This window comes from Veillonella ratti (assembly GCF_003992115.1).
GTDB classification, from domain to species: Bacteria; Bacillota; Negativicutes; order Veillonellales; family Veillonellaceae; genus Veillonella_A; species Veillonella_A ratti.
Genome location: NZ_RQUX01000012.1, coordinates 24,802 through 39,649, shown reverse-complemented (window position 1 = coordinate 39,649; position 14,848 = coordinate 24,802). Strand labels below are relative to the sequence as shown.

Annotated in this window: 19 protein-coding genes and 5 tRNA genes; 7 read left to right on the top strand and 17 right to left on the bottom strand. The window is 40.5% G+C overall.

The genetic code is table 11. From position 1 onward, the window contains the following. Positions 1–13 precede the first annotated feature (13 nt). The 5 genes from EO124_RS06510 to EO124_RS06490 form a co-directional block, all read right to left on the bottom strand. Entirely contained in the window at positions 14–889 is an 876-nt protein-coding gene (locus tag EO124_RS06510) for a recombinase RecT (protein ID WP_127058839.1), read from the bottom strand. 14 nt (positions 890–903) lie between these two features. After that, complete coding sequence (locus EO124_RS06505) at positions 904–1,839, bottom strand: YqaJ viral recombinase family nuclease (protein ID WP_127058838.1); 936 nt, start codon at positions 1,837–1,839, stop codon at positions 904–906. A 90-nt stretch (positions 1,840–1,929) separates the two neighbouring features. Next, complete coding sequence (locus tag EO124_RS06500) at positions 1,930–2,112, bottom strand: hypothetical protein (RefSeq protein ID WP_164726571.1); 183 nt, start codon at positions 2,110–2,112, stop codon at positions 1,930–1,932. Between the two features lie 16 nt (positions 2,113–2,128). Further along, positions 2,129–2,428: a helix-turn-helix domain-containing protein gene (locus EO124_RS06495; RefSeq protein WP_164726570.1), complete on the bottom strand. Its 300-nt coding sequence runs from the start codon at positions 2,426–2,428 to the stop codon at positions 2,129–2,131. 34 nt (positions 2,429–2,462) lie between these two features. Then, positions 2,463–2,648: a helix-turn-helix domain-containing protein gene (locus EO124_RS06490; protein ID WP_127058835.1), complete on the bottom strand. Its 186-nt coding sequence runs from the start codon at positions 2,646–2,648 to the stop codon at positions 2,463–2,465. 219 nt (positions 2,649–2,867) lie between these two features. Here EO124_RS06490 and EO124_RS06485 point away from each other — a divergent pair, with 219 nt between their 5' ends. The 4 genes from EO124_RS06485 (at position 2,868) to EO124_RS06470 (ending at position 4,918) form a co-directional block, all read left to right on the top strand. Beyond that, the gene (locus EO124_RS06485) at positions 2,868–3,251 is read left to right on the top strand and encodes a helix-turn-helix domain-containing protein (RefSeq protein ID WP_127058834.1); all 384 of its coding nucleotides are present in this window, start codon (positions 2,868–2,870) and stop codon (positions 3,249–3,251) included. Continuing rightward, positions 3,248–3,469: an ImmA/IrrE family metallo-endopeptidase gene (locus tag EO124_RS06480; RefSeq protein ID WP_164726569.1), complete on the top strand. Its 222-nt coding sequence runs from the start codon at positions 3,248–3,250 to the stop codon at positions 3,467–3,469. The genes EO124_RS06485 and EO124_RS06480 overlap by 4 nt, the downstream gene beginning before the upstream one ends. 2 nt (positions 3,470–3,471) lie before the next feature. Beyond that, positions 3,472–3,705 (top strand): hypothetical protein, encoded by a 234-nt coding sequence (locus tag EO124_RS06475; protein WP_127058832.1) that lies wholly within the window; start codon positions 3,472–3,474, stop codon positions 3,703–3,705. A gap of 142 nt (positions 3,706–3,847) precedes the next feature. Continuing rightward, positions 3,848–4,918 (top strand): site-specific integrase, encoded by a 1,071-nt coding sequence (locus tag EO124_RS06470; protein ID WP_127058831.1) that lies wholly within the window; start codon positions 3,848–3,850, stop codon positions 4,916–4,918. A gap of 166 nt (positions 4,919–5,084) precedes the next feature. Here EO124_RS06470 and EO124_RS06465 read toward each other — a convergent pair whose 3' ends face one another. The 10 genes from EO124_RS06465 to EO124_RS06420 all read right to left on the bottom strand — a co-directional run bounded on the left by EO124_RS06465 (position 5,085) and on the right by EO124_RS06420 (position 11,236). Further along, entirely contained in the window at positions 5,085–6,446 is a 1,362-nt protein-coding gene (locus tag EO124_RS06465) for an amino acid permease (protein ID WP_127058830.1), read from the bottom strand. Between the two features lie 84 nt (positions 6,447–6,530). Next, positions 6,531–6,607: transfer RNA gene (locus tag EO124_RS06460), tRNA-Met, on the bottom strand. Positions 6,608–6,616: 9 nt separating this feature from the next. Continuing rightward, positions 6,617–6,692 (bottom strand) — tRNA-Thr (locus EO124_RS06455). A 12-nt stretch (positions 6,693–6,704) separates the two neighbouring features. Continuing rightward, a tRNA-Met gene (locus EO124_RS06450) sits at positions 6,705–6,780 on the bottom strand. Between the two features lie 5 nt (positions 6,781–6,785). Then, a tRNA-Tyr gene (locus tag EO124_RS06445) sits at positions 6,786–6,870 on the bottom strand. An 8-nt stretch (positions 6,871–6,878) separates the two neighbouring features. Further along, positions 6,879–6,954 (bottom strand) — tRNA-Thr (locus tag EO124_RS06440). Positions 6,955–7,332: 378 nt separating this feature from the next. Then, positions 7,333–8,130, bottom strand: coding sequence for an undecaprenyl-diphosphate phosphatase (locus EO124_RS06435; protein ID WP_127058829.1), 798 nt, complete (start codon positions 8,128–8,130; stop codon positions 7,333–7,335). A 191-nt stretch (positions 8,131–8,321) separates the two neighbouring features. Continuing rightward, positions 8,322–9,443, bottom strand: a complete 1,122-nt coding sequence (locus tag EO124_RS06430; protein WP_164726568.1) for a metallophosphoesterase — start codon at positions 9,441–9,443, stop codon at positions 8,322–8,324. 96 nt (positions 9,444–9,539) lie between these two features. Then, the gene (mutY, locus tag EO124_RS06425) at positions 9,540–10,706 is read right to left on the bottom strand and encodes an A/G-specific adenine glycosylase (protein WP_127058827.1); all 1,167 of its coding nucleotides are present in this window, start codon (positions 10,704–10,706) and stop codon (positions 9,540–9,542) included. 8 nt (positions 10,707–10,714) lie between these two features. Then, on the bottom strand, positions 10,715–11,236 hold the full coding sequence (locus EO124_RS06420) for an 8-oxo-dGTP diphosphatase (protein ID WP_127058826.1): 522 nt from the start codon (positions 11,234–11,236) through the stop codon (positions 10,715–10,717). 189 nt (positions 11,237–11,425) lie between these two features. On the opposite strand from EO124_RS06420, the gene EO124_RS06415 reads away from it, so the two are divergent. The 3 genes from EO124_RS06415 to EO124_RS06405 are packed head-to-tail and all read left to right on the top strand — an operon-like array spanning position 11,426 to position 13,226. Continuing rightward, positions 11,426–12,193, top strand: a complete 768-nt coding sequence (locus EO124_RS06415) for a DUF4931 domain-containing protein (protein WP_127058825.1) — start codon at positions 11,426–11,428, stop codon at positions 12,191–12,193. Between the two features lie 12 nt (positions 12,194–12,205). Continuing rightward, positions 12,206–12,985, top strand: a complete 780-nt coding sequence (locus EO124_RS06410) for a metallophosphoesterase (RefSeq protein ID WP_127058824.1) — start codon at positions 12,206–12,208, stop codon at positions 12,983–12,985. A gap of 10 nt (positions 12,986–12,995) precedes the next feature. Further along, positions 12,996–13,226, top strand: a complete 231-nt coding sequence (locus EO124_RS06405) for a hypothetical protein (RefSeq protein WP_021840628.1) — start codon at positions 12,996–12,998, stop codon at positions 13,224–13,226. A gap of 136 nt (positions 13,227–13,362) precedes the next feature. On the opposite strand, the gene EO124_RS06400 is transcribed toward EO124_RS06405, so the two are convergent. Beyond that, complete coding sequence (locus tag EO124_RS06400; protein WP_021840629.1) at positions 13,363–13,707, bottom strand: YkvA family protein; 345 nt, start codon at positions 13,705–13,707, stop codon at positions 13,363–13,365. 53 nt (positions 13,708–13,760) lie between these two features. Then, positions 13,761–14,750 carry an antitoxin gene (locus tag EO124_RS06395; protein WP_127058823.1) on the bottom strand — a complete coding sequence of 330 codons (990 nt, stop codon included), beginning with the start codon at positions 14,748–14,750 and terminating at the stop codon, positions 13,761–13,763. Positions 14,751–14,848: the final 98 nt, after the last annotated feature.

Sequence of the window (14,848 nt, the reverse complement as noted above, 5' to 3'; positions counted from 1 at the left end):
ATACCAGATATAATTATTGTTCTTTTTGTTCAGCTGCAATAATAGCGGCTTTTTCTTCCTCAGTTAACTCATTTGAAGCATATGCATCTTCAATAACCTCACCTGTTTCTGAATGAACATAGGTACCCTCTACTTCGATAGTGTCAAAGTCAGCTTCTAATCTACCGTCATTGTCCTTAATAATTCCACCGTCTGTTTCCATGGCGGTTGTCAATCCGGCTTGCATTTCGATTGATAGGATGCCGTATTTACTGATTAAGCGTTTAAGTACCGTTTTGATCGCCATACTATGAAAGTCTGCAATACCCCATTTATCGGTGCCGCCTTTGTAGTTTTTACTATACTTACGAGCATGTGCTTGCATGTCTTTCATATTCATAAAAATATACTTTTCAAAGCCATTAATAAGCTTAAAGTATGCCATATAACCGATAATCTCATCACCAGTACGTTCACCAAATTCAAACTCACCAGTGAAGCGGTTTTCATTAACAATTTCGCCTTCATATACTTCACAAGCATTAATTGTCTTATACTGACCTGTTCGCATTGCTAATTGAATATACCCCTTATAGCCCATTTGGAACTGCGCTTCAGAGCCATACGGAACAATATAGGCATATCCTAAATTTTGGTTAATAGGTAAATCCAACGCAGCCGCCATTGCTCCGGCTGTAATAATAGTTTTTGGGTCTGCTTTGGCTAAAAGTTTATTGTTATTAGCCACCGACAACAAACTACTGATAAATCCGGGTGACTTCTTACCAAGTAGTTCATTAAAACGTTTTTTTACATCCTCAGATGCTAACATACTACTTAATGTGACTGGTTCTTTAGTAGCTGGTTTAAGACTGTTATTTTTTAACGTGATTCCACTTGTTGATGCCATAATATTCTGCTCCTTTATCCTTTAATGCTGAATCTTCTTGTAGGTTCACCTTGTACTGTGTACTCTTTTGCTAATTGCGGATAGTCTGTCTCAAAACGCTTTTTATCAAACGTTTTTCTTCCTGCCACTTGCGTCCAATTTACGGTATAAGTATCTACAAATCCTTGCTCATTATCACCGAGCAAACTAAATAATTGACTTTGCGCTTCCGTTTTTAGTGCCTTCGCTTCTTTTTCCGCTTTATCGGCTGACTTATATTGCTCAATGAAAATTGTTGCTGTATCCGGTAAATCAATCGTTTTACCATTGCTAGTTTTATGCATTTCTTTGAGAAGTTTATTACAACGTTCAGAATCATCTACCGCTGGCATAATTCGTTCTTCAACCATATTCCAAAATTCTCGAGCCGTATCAATAATTGCGGAGATGACTTCTTCATTTCTTGGGATTTCTTTGTAAAAGAACTCATTACCACCACATAAGCAAGCAATCCACCAAGAGGAGTAACCTGTAACCGCCATATAGTGCTGACATTGGATGTAATATGCATCCGGCACTTGATCGCCTTCCCATTCATCACGTTTAAATGCATTTGCTGTTTTACATTCCAATCCCGCATCAATGCCTACAATATCACGGTCAATATTTGCTAATAAAAACGGATGCTCAATGGATTGCAATGTATAATTGTTATTACGAACGCTATAACCTGTGCGAACAGCAAACTCATCAGCAACCAATGCTTCTAATTTATTGCCCCAATACATAAAGCGTGATTCTTCTTCATTAACTTCATCAGTAGTCTTTTCAAGCCAAATATCTAATGGTGATTTCCATTTACTAAGCCCCATAATAGCAGCCATATCACTGCCACCAATTCCAGTTTTTCTAAATCGTAACCAATCTTCTTTTGTAGTTTTTTTTGCATCGAATACCTTTTTGTATATCATTTATGATTCTCCTGTGCTATACTACTAATAGATATATTTTCTATTGCCTTTTAACTGTGCCAGCAGTTAAAGGGCTTTTTCTTTTATAACTCATAATAAGTTACCTTTGAACGCTCCGTGTCTGTTATCTTTTGCCCAATTATAGGCTTTCTTTGGCACACTTTTTTGTGCTTCATTATCTGGCTGTGGTTTCAGCACCACATAATAATAAGCCGATAATAGTAGGGCGCTAAACGCCATTCCAAGTGCAAATGATTGAATCAATAAGCTCATTTTCTTCATATCCTTTCTATTCAATAATTGCTGAACTCATAAGCAATAACTCTGCTGTCGCCTTCTTAATCAAATCTTTTAATCTTTGATTTTCATCTTTTAGCTGCTCATTTTCATTTTTAATGAGTCTAAAATTATGGGCATTAAACTCATCTTTAATGCCACATAAGGCATCAATTTCTTTTTGCGAGAATTTAACTTTTGGTACATTAGGCAATCGATGGATAACTCTCCGTTGTGCCATGTCGTATACAGACTTTGTGGATATACCTAAAATTTTTGCAACATCATCAACGCTGTACGTTCTACATTCCATAGTCATCACCTCTATTCTTCTGTATCATTAACTGTTAACCAAGGAAATACTCTATTGGAACATTAAAGTACTCTGCAATTTTAAGTAGCTTATCCGCTTTAGGTGTGTATTTACCTTGTTTCCAAGCAGTAAATGTCGCGGTAGGAATACCTGTCTCTTTTCCCACTCTGTAAGCCGTAACTTTGTAAGTTTTTAATAACTTTTCAAATTTTTTGTACATTTGTGGCTCCTTTCTATAGCTAATTTTTCTTAAATGAGCTATTGTAATCAGCTAAGAAATGTGATATATTTTAATTGCGATATTTATATAACATAACTTAGCTATCAATAGCTTCAGCAGAAAGTTATCTTTGCTACAAGACTATAATAACAAAGTTTTCTTTCTTAGTCAATAGTTTTGTCAAAGTTTTCTTTCTTGTTTATGAAAGGATTACTAGTCATGTATGAAAGATTTGAGCAATTATTGAAAGAAAACAACGTTACTCCGTATAGAGTATCCAAAGAAACGGGTATCCCAACAGCTACTTTAAGCTCATGGAAGAAAGGTACTTACACACCAAAAAATGATAAACTACAACTCATTGCTGATTACTTTAACGTATCGCTTGAATGGCTTATCGGAAATACAGATTTAAGAGAAAAAATACCTACCGAGGGGTATTATGATGATCCTGAAGTAGCTAAACTAGCTAATGAAATAAAAAATGACCCCGAATTGCGTCTATTGTTAGATGCAAAACGGAGTCTATCAAAAGAAGATATGGAAAGCGTAATTAATATTACAAAATCATTGTTACGCAAGGAAAGAGGTTTCGAGGATTGATTTTTTTTATTTACTTAATTGATTTACCCTATAGTGTTGGTGGCTACACAAGACAGAATGAAGACGGCACATACACTATATTATTAAATTCACGCTTGTCGATTGCAGAACAAAGAAAATCATATATACACGAACTCAGCCACATAGAAGGCAATGATTTTGATGTGGAAATGCAAGCAGATCTTTTAGAGCGAATGAGACATGAATCGGGGTATTAACTATGGAAAGACAGAAAAGAGAAATAATTGAATATGTCTCTGGAATAGCTTTTGGTACTTATATTTTTGGATTTATTATTGCCGGATTAACTTTTGCATTAATATCTAATAAGCATAGCACTTCAGTTATACTATTTACCGCTTTTATGTGTGTTGGAGTAGCTTTTATCATTCAATATTTTACAAATCGTGAATGCAAGAAACGACTTGATTCCATTCTTGATGATAAAGATTAAATATAAAAAACCCCCGCTCTGCGCCAACAGAACGAGGGAATGAGCTTATTATATCGCCTAGAGAGCAACATAATAAACACCGCAACTTTATTATACACGCTCTAGGTCTACTTTGCTATACCTTAAAGGAGCGTGATTTTTTATGTCAACCAAATTTAATACTACCATTCGCAAGAAAGATAATAGATGGCAAGTCATTGTCAGCTATAAAACAACATCCGGTAAATGGAAACAAAAGTCAAAACAAGGATTTGAACAAAAATGGCAAGCAAAAAACTATGCCAATGACATAATTGAAAAATTAAAAAATGAACCGATACTTAATACAGACTATAAAGGAATTACTCTATCAGAATTTGCTGATTTATATAAAAGCGATAATAAATCTAGGCTAACTTATAATACATTACAAGCTCTTGATAGTGCAATTAAATTTATTGGGGGCATAGCAAAACAGCCATTAAAAGAGATAACAGCATTACAATTATCCCAAAAACTGTCAAATGCAGAAGGTTCTACTGCCACCAAAACATTATATTGCTCCATGTTAAATAGCATTTTCAATTATGCTATTGATCCATATAAAATTATTGCGAATAATCCGATAATAAATATAAAAATTAACAAACGCAAAACGAGCAAAGAACTTAGAGTATATACGGATGACGAAATCAATCTTTTATTATCCAATCTTAAAGCCAAATATCCAACATACTATATACAATGCGCAATTGGAGTATATGCCGGATTGCGTTATGGAGAAGTATTGGGATTATCATGGACAGACATTGATTTAACCAACAATACATTATCGGTAAGAAGGCAATTGTCTCAATACGAAAAGAATAAATATAAATTACAAGATACTAAAACGGCTAACAGCAGGAGAACGATTCCAATACCCCCAATTTTAAGTGCCATATTGAGCCTGTACGGGGCGTTTACTCCTGCCAACGATATGCAACTCCTATTTATGCAAAAATCGTCAAATACAGCACCTATTAACCGTGTAATTAAAAGTTATATAAAAGGTAAGTCATTCCATGACTTACGACATACATATGCGACAACATTAATTGCTAATGGAATTAATATAAAAACCGTCGCCGCCTTATTAGGTGATACAGTCCAAACAGTAATTAACAATTACATACACTATACCGATGAAATGAGACAACAAGCAGCTAATGAAGTGGCTAATATTTTTGGCTAATATTTTTGACGATTTTTTGCCGATATATGATTTTAATGCAGTAAACTAGCTATTCATGCAACTAAATCACATAAACGCTCATTATAATACAAAAAATCACTAATGAAAAGAATCTAACATTAAAATCCCTAAAAACTACAGGAGATTTTAGGGATTTATTAAAAATTTAGTTGCCGTAATTCTGTTTTAAAGTTTGTAATTTGTAGAAACACCACAACATACCGAACCAAACCGGTGTAAAGAGTAAGGCGATGAGCGTTTCATTATTAAAGGCTAAAGATACTAATACTAAGAAGTAGAAGCCTAAAATCACGTAGTTCATAAGCGGATATAACGGCATTTTGAACGGATTTTGTTCAGCCAATTCAGGATGTTGTTTGCGATATTTCATATGACAAACCAAGATGATGGCCCAGATGAAAATAAAGCAGAACGTAGACACACTGGTAATTAAAATAAACACGTTTTCAGGCATAATGTACTGCATAATAACGGCGATAAAAATAACCAACGCGGAGAATACAACGGCGTTCATAGGCACCTGATTGGAACGCAGACGGAACATACGACGCGGCGCATTCCCTTCACGAGCCAAAGTGTACACCATGCGGCTTGTACTGAACAAACCACTGTTACAAGCCGATGCAGCCGATGTTAACACGATAAAGTTAACAATAGCCGCAGCCGCTACGATACCGGCCGCTTTAAATACCTGTACGAAAGGACTGGAGTCAGCATTTACGGCTGTCCACGGATAAATGCTCATAATAATTGCCAAGGCACCAACGTAGAAAATAATAATACGAATCGGAATATTGTTGATAGCCTGCGGAATTACCTTCTTAGGATTTTCCGTTTCACCGGCCGTTAAGCCTACCAGTTCAATCCCCGTAAAAGCAAATACAACCATCTGGAAGGACAATACAAAACCTTCCCAGCCATTCGGGAACCAACCGCCATGACTCCATAAATTAGAGAAACTTACCGGTCCCACATCGGTCTGATAGCCGATAAAAATTAAATATAAACCGCCGCCGATTAAACCTAAAATGGCGATAACTTTAATTAATGCGAACCAGAATTCCAATTCACCGAAAATTTTGACTGCCATCAAATTCGAGGCGAACAGAATCAGTAAAATACAAAGACTCGGTATCCACGGCTCTACATTCGGTATCCAATACTGGATATATACCCCTGCGGCCGTAACGTCGGCCATGGCCAGTGACACCCAACAGAACCAATAGGTCCAGCCGGTAACAAAAGCGGCGCCCGGTCCAATATATTCTTCAACAAAATCTACAAAAGAATGATGATCTGTATTAGAGAGCAACAATTCCCCCAAGGCCCTCATCATAAAGAACGAAATCAAACCCGTAATGATATACGCTAACAAAATGGACGGTCCCGCCAAATGAATGGAACGACCCGATCCCAAGAATAACCCTGTCCCAATGGCACCCCCAATTGCCAATAATTGAACATGTCGATTTTTTAGCCCCCTAGCTAACTCCTTCTTCTCATGCATACAAATGCCCACCTCCAAAATACTAAAAGAGTTAAAAAAATAAACTCACATGTCATATGTGAGTTATACCAGCTAAAAAATTAGTGGTGGCGGCACACGGATTTGAACCGCGGACACACCGGGTATGAACCGATTGCTCTAGCCAACTGAGCTATGCCGCCAAGTGTATATGGAGCTAGTGACCGGGATTGAACCGGTGACCTTATCCTTACCAAGGATACGCTCTGCCGACTGAGCTACACCAGCATACGTAATGAATGGTTGCGGGGACAGGACTTGAACCTGCGACCTTCGGGTTATGAGCCCGACGAGCTACCAACTGCTCCACCCCGCGATGAATGGTGGAGGGAGAAGGATTCGAACCTTCGAAGTCGAAGACGGCAGATTTACAGTCTGCTCCCTTTGGCCGCTCGGGAATCCCTCCAAAAATAATGGAGCTGGCGATAGGAATTGAACCCACAACCTGCTGATTACAAGTCAGCTGCTCTACCGATTGAGCTACGCCAGCATACCACAACATGGAATATTATACATATTCCTGAACATCTTGTCAATAGATTTTTTAGCTCAGATTGACATTTTGTTCTGCGCTTCCGTTTCCTGTATAGCACTTTATTATAATAGCATAGGTAGTATTTTTGCGCAAGTACTTTTTTACAAAATTCTTGCAAAAGGTACTAAATTTTTTACAATGTGTAAAAACACCGCAAACTTCCCATCGCCGAGCGCGGTATAAACATAATGATAACACGCTATTAAGCATTATTATTCAACGTGTCAGGACAAGTCATTATGTAATTATTTATCAATTTAAAATAGCCGTACTGTATTTTAAAATAACACAGCACGGCTATCAATCTTATATATTATTTTTTCAACCCTTATATTAGAAAATGAAGAAGTATGCAAACGCAATCACAGCGATTACAAAGCGATAATAAGCAAAACCGGCCAAGGATGATTTATTTAAAAATTTCAAGAACCATACGATGGACAAGTATGCAAATACGAAAGCCGTTACGAAACCGATGGCAAACATAACAAAGTCGGACCATTGCAACTGATCGATGATTTTGAGCAAATCATAGATACAGGCAATCAACATGATTGGCACGGCCATGATAAAGGAAAAGTCAGCCGCTGCTTTACGACTTACACCGAGCATCAAACCGCCGGCGATAGTCGAACCGGAGCGAGAGAAACCCGGCCACAAAGCCAACACTTGGAACAAACCGATTTGAAGACATTGATACATGCTCAATTGGTCGACTGTTTCAACAGTAATCGGTTTATGACGTTTTTCAGCCCAAAGCATAAATAAACCGCCGATGATCAAGCCGATAATAACCGTACCGGCCGAGAATAAATAGTTTTTAATAAACGAATGGCCTAAGAAGCCGATGGCCATAGCCGGCAACATGCCGAAGAAAATATGAGCCAAAGACAATCTGTCATTGCGAACCCAGTTTTCACGACGAAGCATGCTCATGAATTTTTCGCGATAATAGAAGAATACGGAAAGAATCGCGCCTAACTGGATAAATACTTCAAATACACTGGCTCGTTGGCCGGTAAAGCCTAAAAAGTCACCTACTAAAATCATGTGCCCGGTACTGGATACCGGCAAGAATTCTGTTGCCCCTTCTACGATACCAAGTATAAAGGCAATAAGATTTTGATCCATTATTTCACCTCGACTACCAACTGGCCGCTCAAGCGCCGGCCTCTCATCATAATCATCTTCTTCGCCTACATGATAACCGCATAATATACGCCGGTTTCATGTGATAACTCAACCATTATAGACTTTTTGACAAAATTAGACAATGGAAATTTCCCTTTCAGACAAATAGTTTAAAAAATTTTAATATTTTACTATACTTTTGCAACTTTTCCTTCTCTAAATGTGAATATCGTAATTTCTCGCGGACAATTATAGCGAACCGGGAACCAATGGCCCGTACCGTTATTTACATAACCGTACTTCGTACCGTCCCGATACATGCCCTTAAAGTACTTCGTTCCCACCGGCACAAGGGCTGTGCCGCCAACTACAATCTGCCCACCATGAGTATGACCGGAAAGCGTCACCGGAATATTATGAGCAAACGCGTTTTCAATAAAATCAGGATGATGGGCCAATAAAATGGTAAACGCTTCCGACGGAACATTGGCTAAGGCTTCCTTCAGATAGGTTTCACGCTGTTCACCGCTGCGGTCAAAGGAATATTCAACGCCGGCCAAATATACAGGCCATGAGCCGCCACTTAAGCGAAGTGAAGAGTTACGATGCATACGCATGGAAATACCGCTGAAGGCTTCCAACACGCGGGGCAGGTTCTTAAAATACTCGTGATTCCCCAAAATATAGTCGATGCCGTCCGGAATTTTAGGAAATAACTCTTCCAAGCGACCACAGAGAGGGTTTAAAAAATCCAAGTCATCAATTAAGTCGCCCGTAATAACCAAGCGATCAGGCTTTTCATTTAAAACGGTCTGCGTAATTTTGTCGAAGTCCTTCAAATCAATGAACGGCCCGATATGAACATCACTAATCTGCGCCAATTTATAGTCTTTTAAATATTCAGGCAAACTGCGAAATACCAAGTCAATATGGTTGACTTGAACTTCTTTGGCCCCTTCATACGCTCTGACTACGCCGCCACCGGCTGTTACTGCCGGCACCGCCCAAATAGCTTTGCGTAAAAACTGCCGCCGACTATCCTGTTCTGCCGCAGTCGTTTTTTCAGCGCGCCAATTGACGGCTGCCATAACGATACCCAAAGGAATTAATATGGCAAAACAAACGCCGAGCCCCATCATGAGCCCATAGGTACCGGTCGCCCAGCCTCGCCAAAACTCATACATAGCGGTTCCCAAAAGTTGAACCTGTGCCATCTGGTAATAAGTTGTCCCCGCGATAGCCAGTACTTGAAGCAAAACTAATCGCCAAAACCAACGGGAACGCCGTTTCACCTTAGTTAAACGGACAATCAAATAGGAGTTGGCGAATATTATAAGAAAGATTATTAGCGTCGTTATGATGAGAAATATTAGTCGTGCGGACATTCTTTCACCTGCCATTCTCAAAGTTTAATCTCTACAATACACGGTCAGTTTACCATGAGGTCCTGCCCAAGGCAGCTCCGTAAAATCTTCCGGCGAAACCCAGCGCCATTCGCTATTGTCTTGCTCTATTGCGAGAGTGTCATCACCGATAAACTCGGCCTCATAGGCTTCCATATCCCAACAGCGATGGGAAAACACATGTCGTAAGGTGGTAACCGCCTTGCTATGCCATTTAATTTCAGTATCTTTAATCCGGTCCTTTAGAAGCTTCGAGTCTGTAAATTTACGCTGCCATTCACGAGCCAGTTCGTCAACGCCGATTAACGGCAACTCTTTTTTATCCTGCATAGTCACATTACGCGGCACTTCCACATTCGGAAATTCCCACATGGAATGCAAGAGTCCTTTAGACGGACGCCGATGTAATAAGTATTCGCCTTTTTCATTGCGAATAAGCCCCGTCACCACGGAGATAACCGGGACCGATTTCTTAACAATACGCACCGGTAATTCAGCGGCAATGCCCAGTGCATCAGCTTGGCACCAACGTCGTAAAGGACAACCTTCACAACGGGGCGCTTTAGGAATACAAATGCTCGACCCAAAATCCATAAGGGACTGATTGAAATCCCCCGGTCTGTCGTAAGGCAAAGTTTCCTCAACTAACGCAGCAATCGCTTTTTTACCGGCGGTGCGCATAATATCTTCACGCACTGCGTAAAGCCGCGCATATACGCGCAATACATTACCGTCAATGGCGGCTTCGCGCTGATTAAAAGCTACCGACAAAATAGCCCCCGCCGTATAAGCTCCTACCCCTTTTAAACTTTCCACCTCTTTGCGGGTTCGTGGCATTTCGCCGCCGTACTTAGTCATTACTTCACGAACACCAAGTCGTAAATTACGAGCCCTGGAGTAATAGCCCAAACCTTGCCAAGCTTTGACTACTGTATCTTCATCAGCTTCAGCCAAGGCTTCCTTAGTAGGGAATTGCTCCATCCAATTTTCGTAGTACGGCTTCATTGCTTCGATACGCGTTTGTTGCGACATAATTTCCGACACCCAAATGCGATAGGGATCTTTCGTCTTACGCCACGGCAAATCCCGTTTATTGGCATCGTACCAACTAAGGAGCGTCTTGACCCATTCAGTCTCTGCCGGTACTGATATGCTAACTATATTATTTTCCATATCCTCATTTACGCTTCGAGCCACTCTTTCATTGCCTCCACCGATTCCAACTCAGGAATCTCCGTTACTTTCGTTATCTTCATGTCCATGATACCGTCGTTATCCTTGCCAAACACGAGGGTGCCTTTCAAAAGTTCACCGTTCAAAACCTGCGGAATCCAATCCTCATCACCGGCCCACATAGTATCGTAGGGGATTTTGTCAAAAGAAGTCCAAAACGGCTCCATTTCTTCCGTTTCCATAGGAAGCCCTTCATATTTACGCAATAGATACACATAATTTACATGGGTCCATTCCTCGTTATAAGGGAATTGAAAGTCCAAAATAGCTACCGGCTCCAAGTCTTCCGGCTTAGCCAGTAAGGACGTTTCCTCAAACAATTCGCGCACCGCACATTGACGGAATGTTTCGCCATCTTCGCGCTTACCACCGAAACCATTAGGCTTACCGGCGCCTAAGCCGCGCTTTTTGCGGCCCAAGAGAATCTCATTTTTATCATTTACAATAAAACATAATGTAGTCGGTCTCATGTCATTGCCTCATTTGTTTTTTCAAAAAACTCTGTATATAATCTTCAAACTTTATTTTAAACCTTAATTATGATTCATCAAGCTAAGCTGTGATTCTAAATCGATTTTAGTAAATTAATATATTTTAATTATATCACACTGCCCAAAAGGTCAATCCTGTGTTAGTATTAGAGTAAGAGAGGTGTACTTATGAATGAACCACTAATATTTAACATAGCCATGGGCCGCACCAAACCGGAAAATATTCGCCATCGCGAAGTGGCTTGCCCGTTCTGTGCCGTAGATAAGCTTACGGACATATTGGAAACAAAGGGCGATATTATCTGGCTTATGAACAAATATCCCGTCTTAGATCGTACATGGCCTACCGTTATCATCGAAACGCACGACTGTTTTAGTGAATATTCCAGGTATTCACCGGAAACCGCTACCGAAGTGCTTGATTTTTCTTTGCGCAAACGGCAAGAAACCATGGCCCGCGAAGAGTTCAAATCCGTCTTATATTTTAAAAACTACGGGCCAATGTCCGGCGGCTCCATTCGACATCCCCACAGCCAAATCATCGGCTTATACGATTACGATTATCGAGAAGATATTAAAGTTCACCATTTTGACGGTCCTATTCTTAAGGAAGAAACTAATTTAAAAATCACCTTATCCGATAAGCCCATTATCGGTTTTTTCGAATTCAACATGGAGTTCAATGAAAAAACGTCCAGGGCCTTAATGGCGAAACGAATTCAACAAATCTTACACTATATTTTAACAGACTTTTCACGACACAGCGGTTCATATAATCTGTTCTTCTACGATTTACAGACCGGTTCACAGTATGTTAAAATAGTACCTCGTTACGTTACGTCACCGTTGTATATCGGCTATTCTATCAGCCAGATCAGCAACAAGGAACGGGTTGAACAGATTAAAAATGAATTGAATCGCGACTTTTTTATTTAGTTAGGAGATACCATGAAAATTTTTGCCATTGGCGATCTTCACTTTTCGGGCGAACCGCCTACCAAGCCAATGGATGTATTCGGTCCACATTGGCAAAACCATCGCGAGCGCATCATAGCCGCTTGGCTTGACCAAGTCAGCGATGACGATATTGTCTTTGTTGTCGGCGATACTTCATGGGCTTTACGCCTGGCGGAGGCAGTGTCTGATTTAAAAGCAATTGCCCAACTGCCGGGCCAAATTTATTTAATCCGCGGCAACCACGATTACTGGTGGAGCAGTGCCAAGAAAATGGACACGGCGATGCAACATGAGCTGACTTTTTTGCAAGGTCACGGCACCGCTCTAGACCACATTGCTTTTGGCGGCACGCGCGGTTATCTTTGCCCCAATGATACATCCTTTGATGAGGCAGATGATACTTCCATCTATGCCCGCGAATTGCTTCGCACGGAAGCAGCCCTCCAGGAAATGGAACAGGCCCTTCGTAAAAACGGCACTGTCAATCCGACAGCGGAAACCGGAGCAACAGAAGCGGACAACAATGTAGCCGCAAGCTCATCAGCACACGCTCCGATTCGTATTTTGCTCTTGCACTATCCGCCGTTTAATGATAAAAACGAACCGAGCGGTTTTACGGAACTTTTAGAAAAATATAAAGTTGACCATTGTATTTTCGGTCATCTTCATGACAAAAATTCCTTTGATCGCATTCCTGAAACTTTTGGCAATACTAAATTGCATCTCGTTTCAGCAGATTATATGGATTTCAAACTTAAACAAATTTTATAAGGAGCTTTTTATGAGTCGTATTCATCGTGAACATCTACAAGCAGGCTATATTTTCGGAGATATAGCCAATGAAGAATATATTTATTTGCCCGCCGGCGAAGTAGGCGTTGATTCCCCTATGTGTGTCTTGGAACGACATGGCAATTATGAGGACGTGAGTCTGGACGAAGCGACCCATCTCATCGACACCTTGTCCCTCAAGCCATGCAGCCATCCTAAATTAGGCAAACGCTCGTTTTAAAGCGATAGGAACAGCGTTCTTCAAGCTTGTTGCCGCTTCAGTGAAGCCAATATTTGAAACGCAAAGGCCGACCAGCGAGAAATATCGCAGGTCGGCCTTCTTATTATTCAGCATTTCCCAAAAAGCTGATAATTTCTTATTCTTCTGAGCCGAAAGGAACAAGTTTTTGAGCCTGTTCACGATGCATCGGTTTAATAAAGCGGTTAGCCACTTTAAAAGCCAACGCAATTACAGCAGCATCATCAACCCAACCGATAAACGGAATGCGATCCGATACTAAGTCGATTGGCAAAATCAAATACCCTAAAGCGCCTGCCACGATAGCTTTTACGTACTTAGGGGTGTCAGGGTCACGAAAACAATAGAACAAAATAGCCGCACGACGCAAGAAGGCGACATTTTTACCGACACCGGTGGCAAAATTTAAAAACTTAGATGACGAAAAGAATTTCGCATACTTTATTAATTTCAAAGGATTCATTTTGATGCTCACTCCTATAATTCTCGTATACCTATACTGGATTGCCGCGGTGATTATTTCTGTAAATTGTCTTTCATGCCTTTTACAACATCGCTTACTTTTTCCACAACTTCGTCTTTTTTGTCCCCTGCAGAGGCAACAAAGTCGCTTACTTTATCCACTACATCATCTTTAGTATCGCCGGCGGATGTCAAAATATCGCTCACTTTGCCGAGTACGGTAGATTTTGCTTCACCGGTCGATTTAATAGCAGATGTAGCTGTACCGGTTGCCAAGTCAATGGCTGTGGAACCTACGGTTGCCAATAAAGCACCGATACCGGACAAAGCATGTTTAGCATTGGCTACATACTCATTGTCGGAGTTGGCAAGCGCTTTACCGGCAATACCGGCTACGGCCGCACTGGCTACACCGATTACTATGTTTTTAATAGAGCCAAAGCTTTCCAATAAGTCGCCGGTCAACAGGCTATCTAAATTGAATTTATTAAGGCCTAAGAATTCATCGCTGCCCACACCGGCTTCTTTTAAGAAATCTTTGTTTTCATCGCCTAACGGTTTATCTTTAAGCGGCGAATTTACCAACATGCCCACCGTTGTTTTATTATGCTCAATAATGTCTGTCAAACGTTCTCTGTATTCGGAGAAATCACCCGGCATAGGCATGCCGTTTTCTACCCAAAGTTTAGCACATTTGCCCACGGCATAGGTCAAGCAAATAGCCAATGGGATTTTAACTTTCGGATTAGGGAATACGGACGTCAATAAAGCGCTTACTACACTACCGCCCAAACCGCCGAGGAAGCCGATAATTGCACCGGCTGTAGCCGTATGACCATAAACAGCGGCAATGCGGCTTACCATATACGCATCGTTGGCAATCAATGCAGTGGTGCTAAGTTTTGGTGCCATCACGAGTACGCCGGCACGAGCGGCCGCCCAACGGCAGATATTTTCAATTTCAGCATCGCGATTCGCGAGTTCCGCTTCTACGGCTGCTAACGTTCCTTCCGGATGAGTCATCAAATCTTTTACATCTTCCATCTATATCGCTCCTTTATCACCTGTAAAGTCAAATAACAGACAAATTAATACTATTCATTTTAATTATAAACCTTCATTCTAACTATTTCTATATGAAG

Bases quoted from the DNA above. Each gene is read 5' to 3' on its own strand.
- EO124_RS06470 (WP_127058831.1), top strand. From the start codon at position 3,848: ATGTCAACCAAATTTAATACTACCATTCGCAAGAAAGATAATAGATGG.
- EO124_RS06505 (WP_127058838.1), bottom strand. From the start codon at position 1,839: ATGATATACAAAAAGGTATTCGATGCAAAAAAAACTACAAAAGAAGAT.
- EO124_RS06420 (WP_127058826.1), bottom strand. From the start codon at position 11,236: ATGAGACCGACTACATTATGTTTTATTGTAAATGATAAAAATGAGATT.
- EO124_RS06415 (WP_127058825.1), top strand. From the start codon at position 11,426: ATGAATGAACCACTAATATTTAACATAGCCATGGGCCGCACCAAACCG.
- EO124_RS06485 (WP_127058834.1), top strand. From the start codon at position 2,868: ATGTATGAAAGATTTGAGCAATTATTGAAAGAAAACAACGTTACTCCG.
- EO124_RS06410 (WP_127058824.1), top strand. From the start codon at position 12,206: ATGAAAATTTTTGCCATTGGCGATCTTCACTTTTCGGGCGAACCGCCT.
- mutY (WP_127058827.1), bottom strand. From the start codon at position 10,706: ATGGAAAATAATATAGTTAGCATATCAGTACCGGCAGAGACTGAATGG.
- EO124_RS06500 (WP_164726571.1), bottom strand. From the start codon at position 2,112: ATGAGCTTATTGATTCAATCATTTGCACTTGGAATGGCGTTTAGCGCC.
- EO124_RS06395 (WP_127058823.1), bottom strand. From the start codon at position 14,750: ATGGAAGATGTAAAAGATTTGATGACTCATCCGGAAGGAACGTTAGCA.
- EO124_RS06510 (WP_127058839.1), bottom strand. From the start codon at position 889: ATGGCATCAACAAGTGGAATCACGTTAAAAAATAACAGTCTTAAACCA.
- EO124_RS06475 (WP_127058832.1), top strand. From the start codon at position 3,472: ATGGAAAGACAGAAAAGAGAAATAATTGAATATGTCTCTGGAATAGCT.
- EO124_RS06495 (WP_164726570.1), bottom strand. From the start codon at position 2,428: ATGGAATGTAGAACGTACAGCGTTGATGATGTTGCAAAAATTTTAGGT.
- EO124_RS06465 (WP_127058830.1), bottom strand. From the start codon at position 6,446: ATGCATGAGAAGAAGGAGTTAGCTAGGGGGCTAAAAAATCGACATGTT.
- EO124_RS06400 (WP_021840629.1), bottom strand. From the start codon at position 13,707: ATGAATCCTTTGAAATTAATAAAGTATGCGAAATTCTTTTCGTCATCT.
- EO124_RS06490 (WP_127058835.1), bottom strand. From the start codon at position 2,648: ATGTACAAAAAATTTGAAAAGTTATTAAAAACTTACAAAGTTACGGCT.
- EO124_RS06435 (WP_127058829.1), bottom strand. From the start codon at position 8,130: ATGGATCAAAATCTTATTGCCTTTATACTTGGTATCGTAGAAGGGGCA.
- EO124_RS06405 (WP_021840628.1), top strand. From the start codon at position 12,996: ATGAGTCGTATTCATCGTGAACATCTACAAGCAGGCTATATTTTCGGA.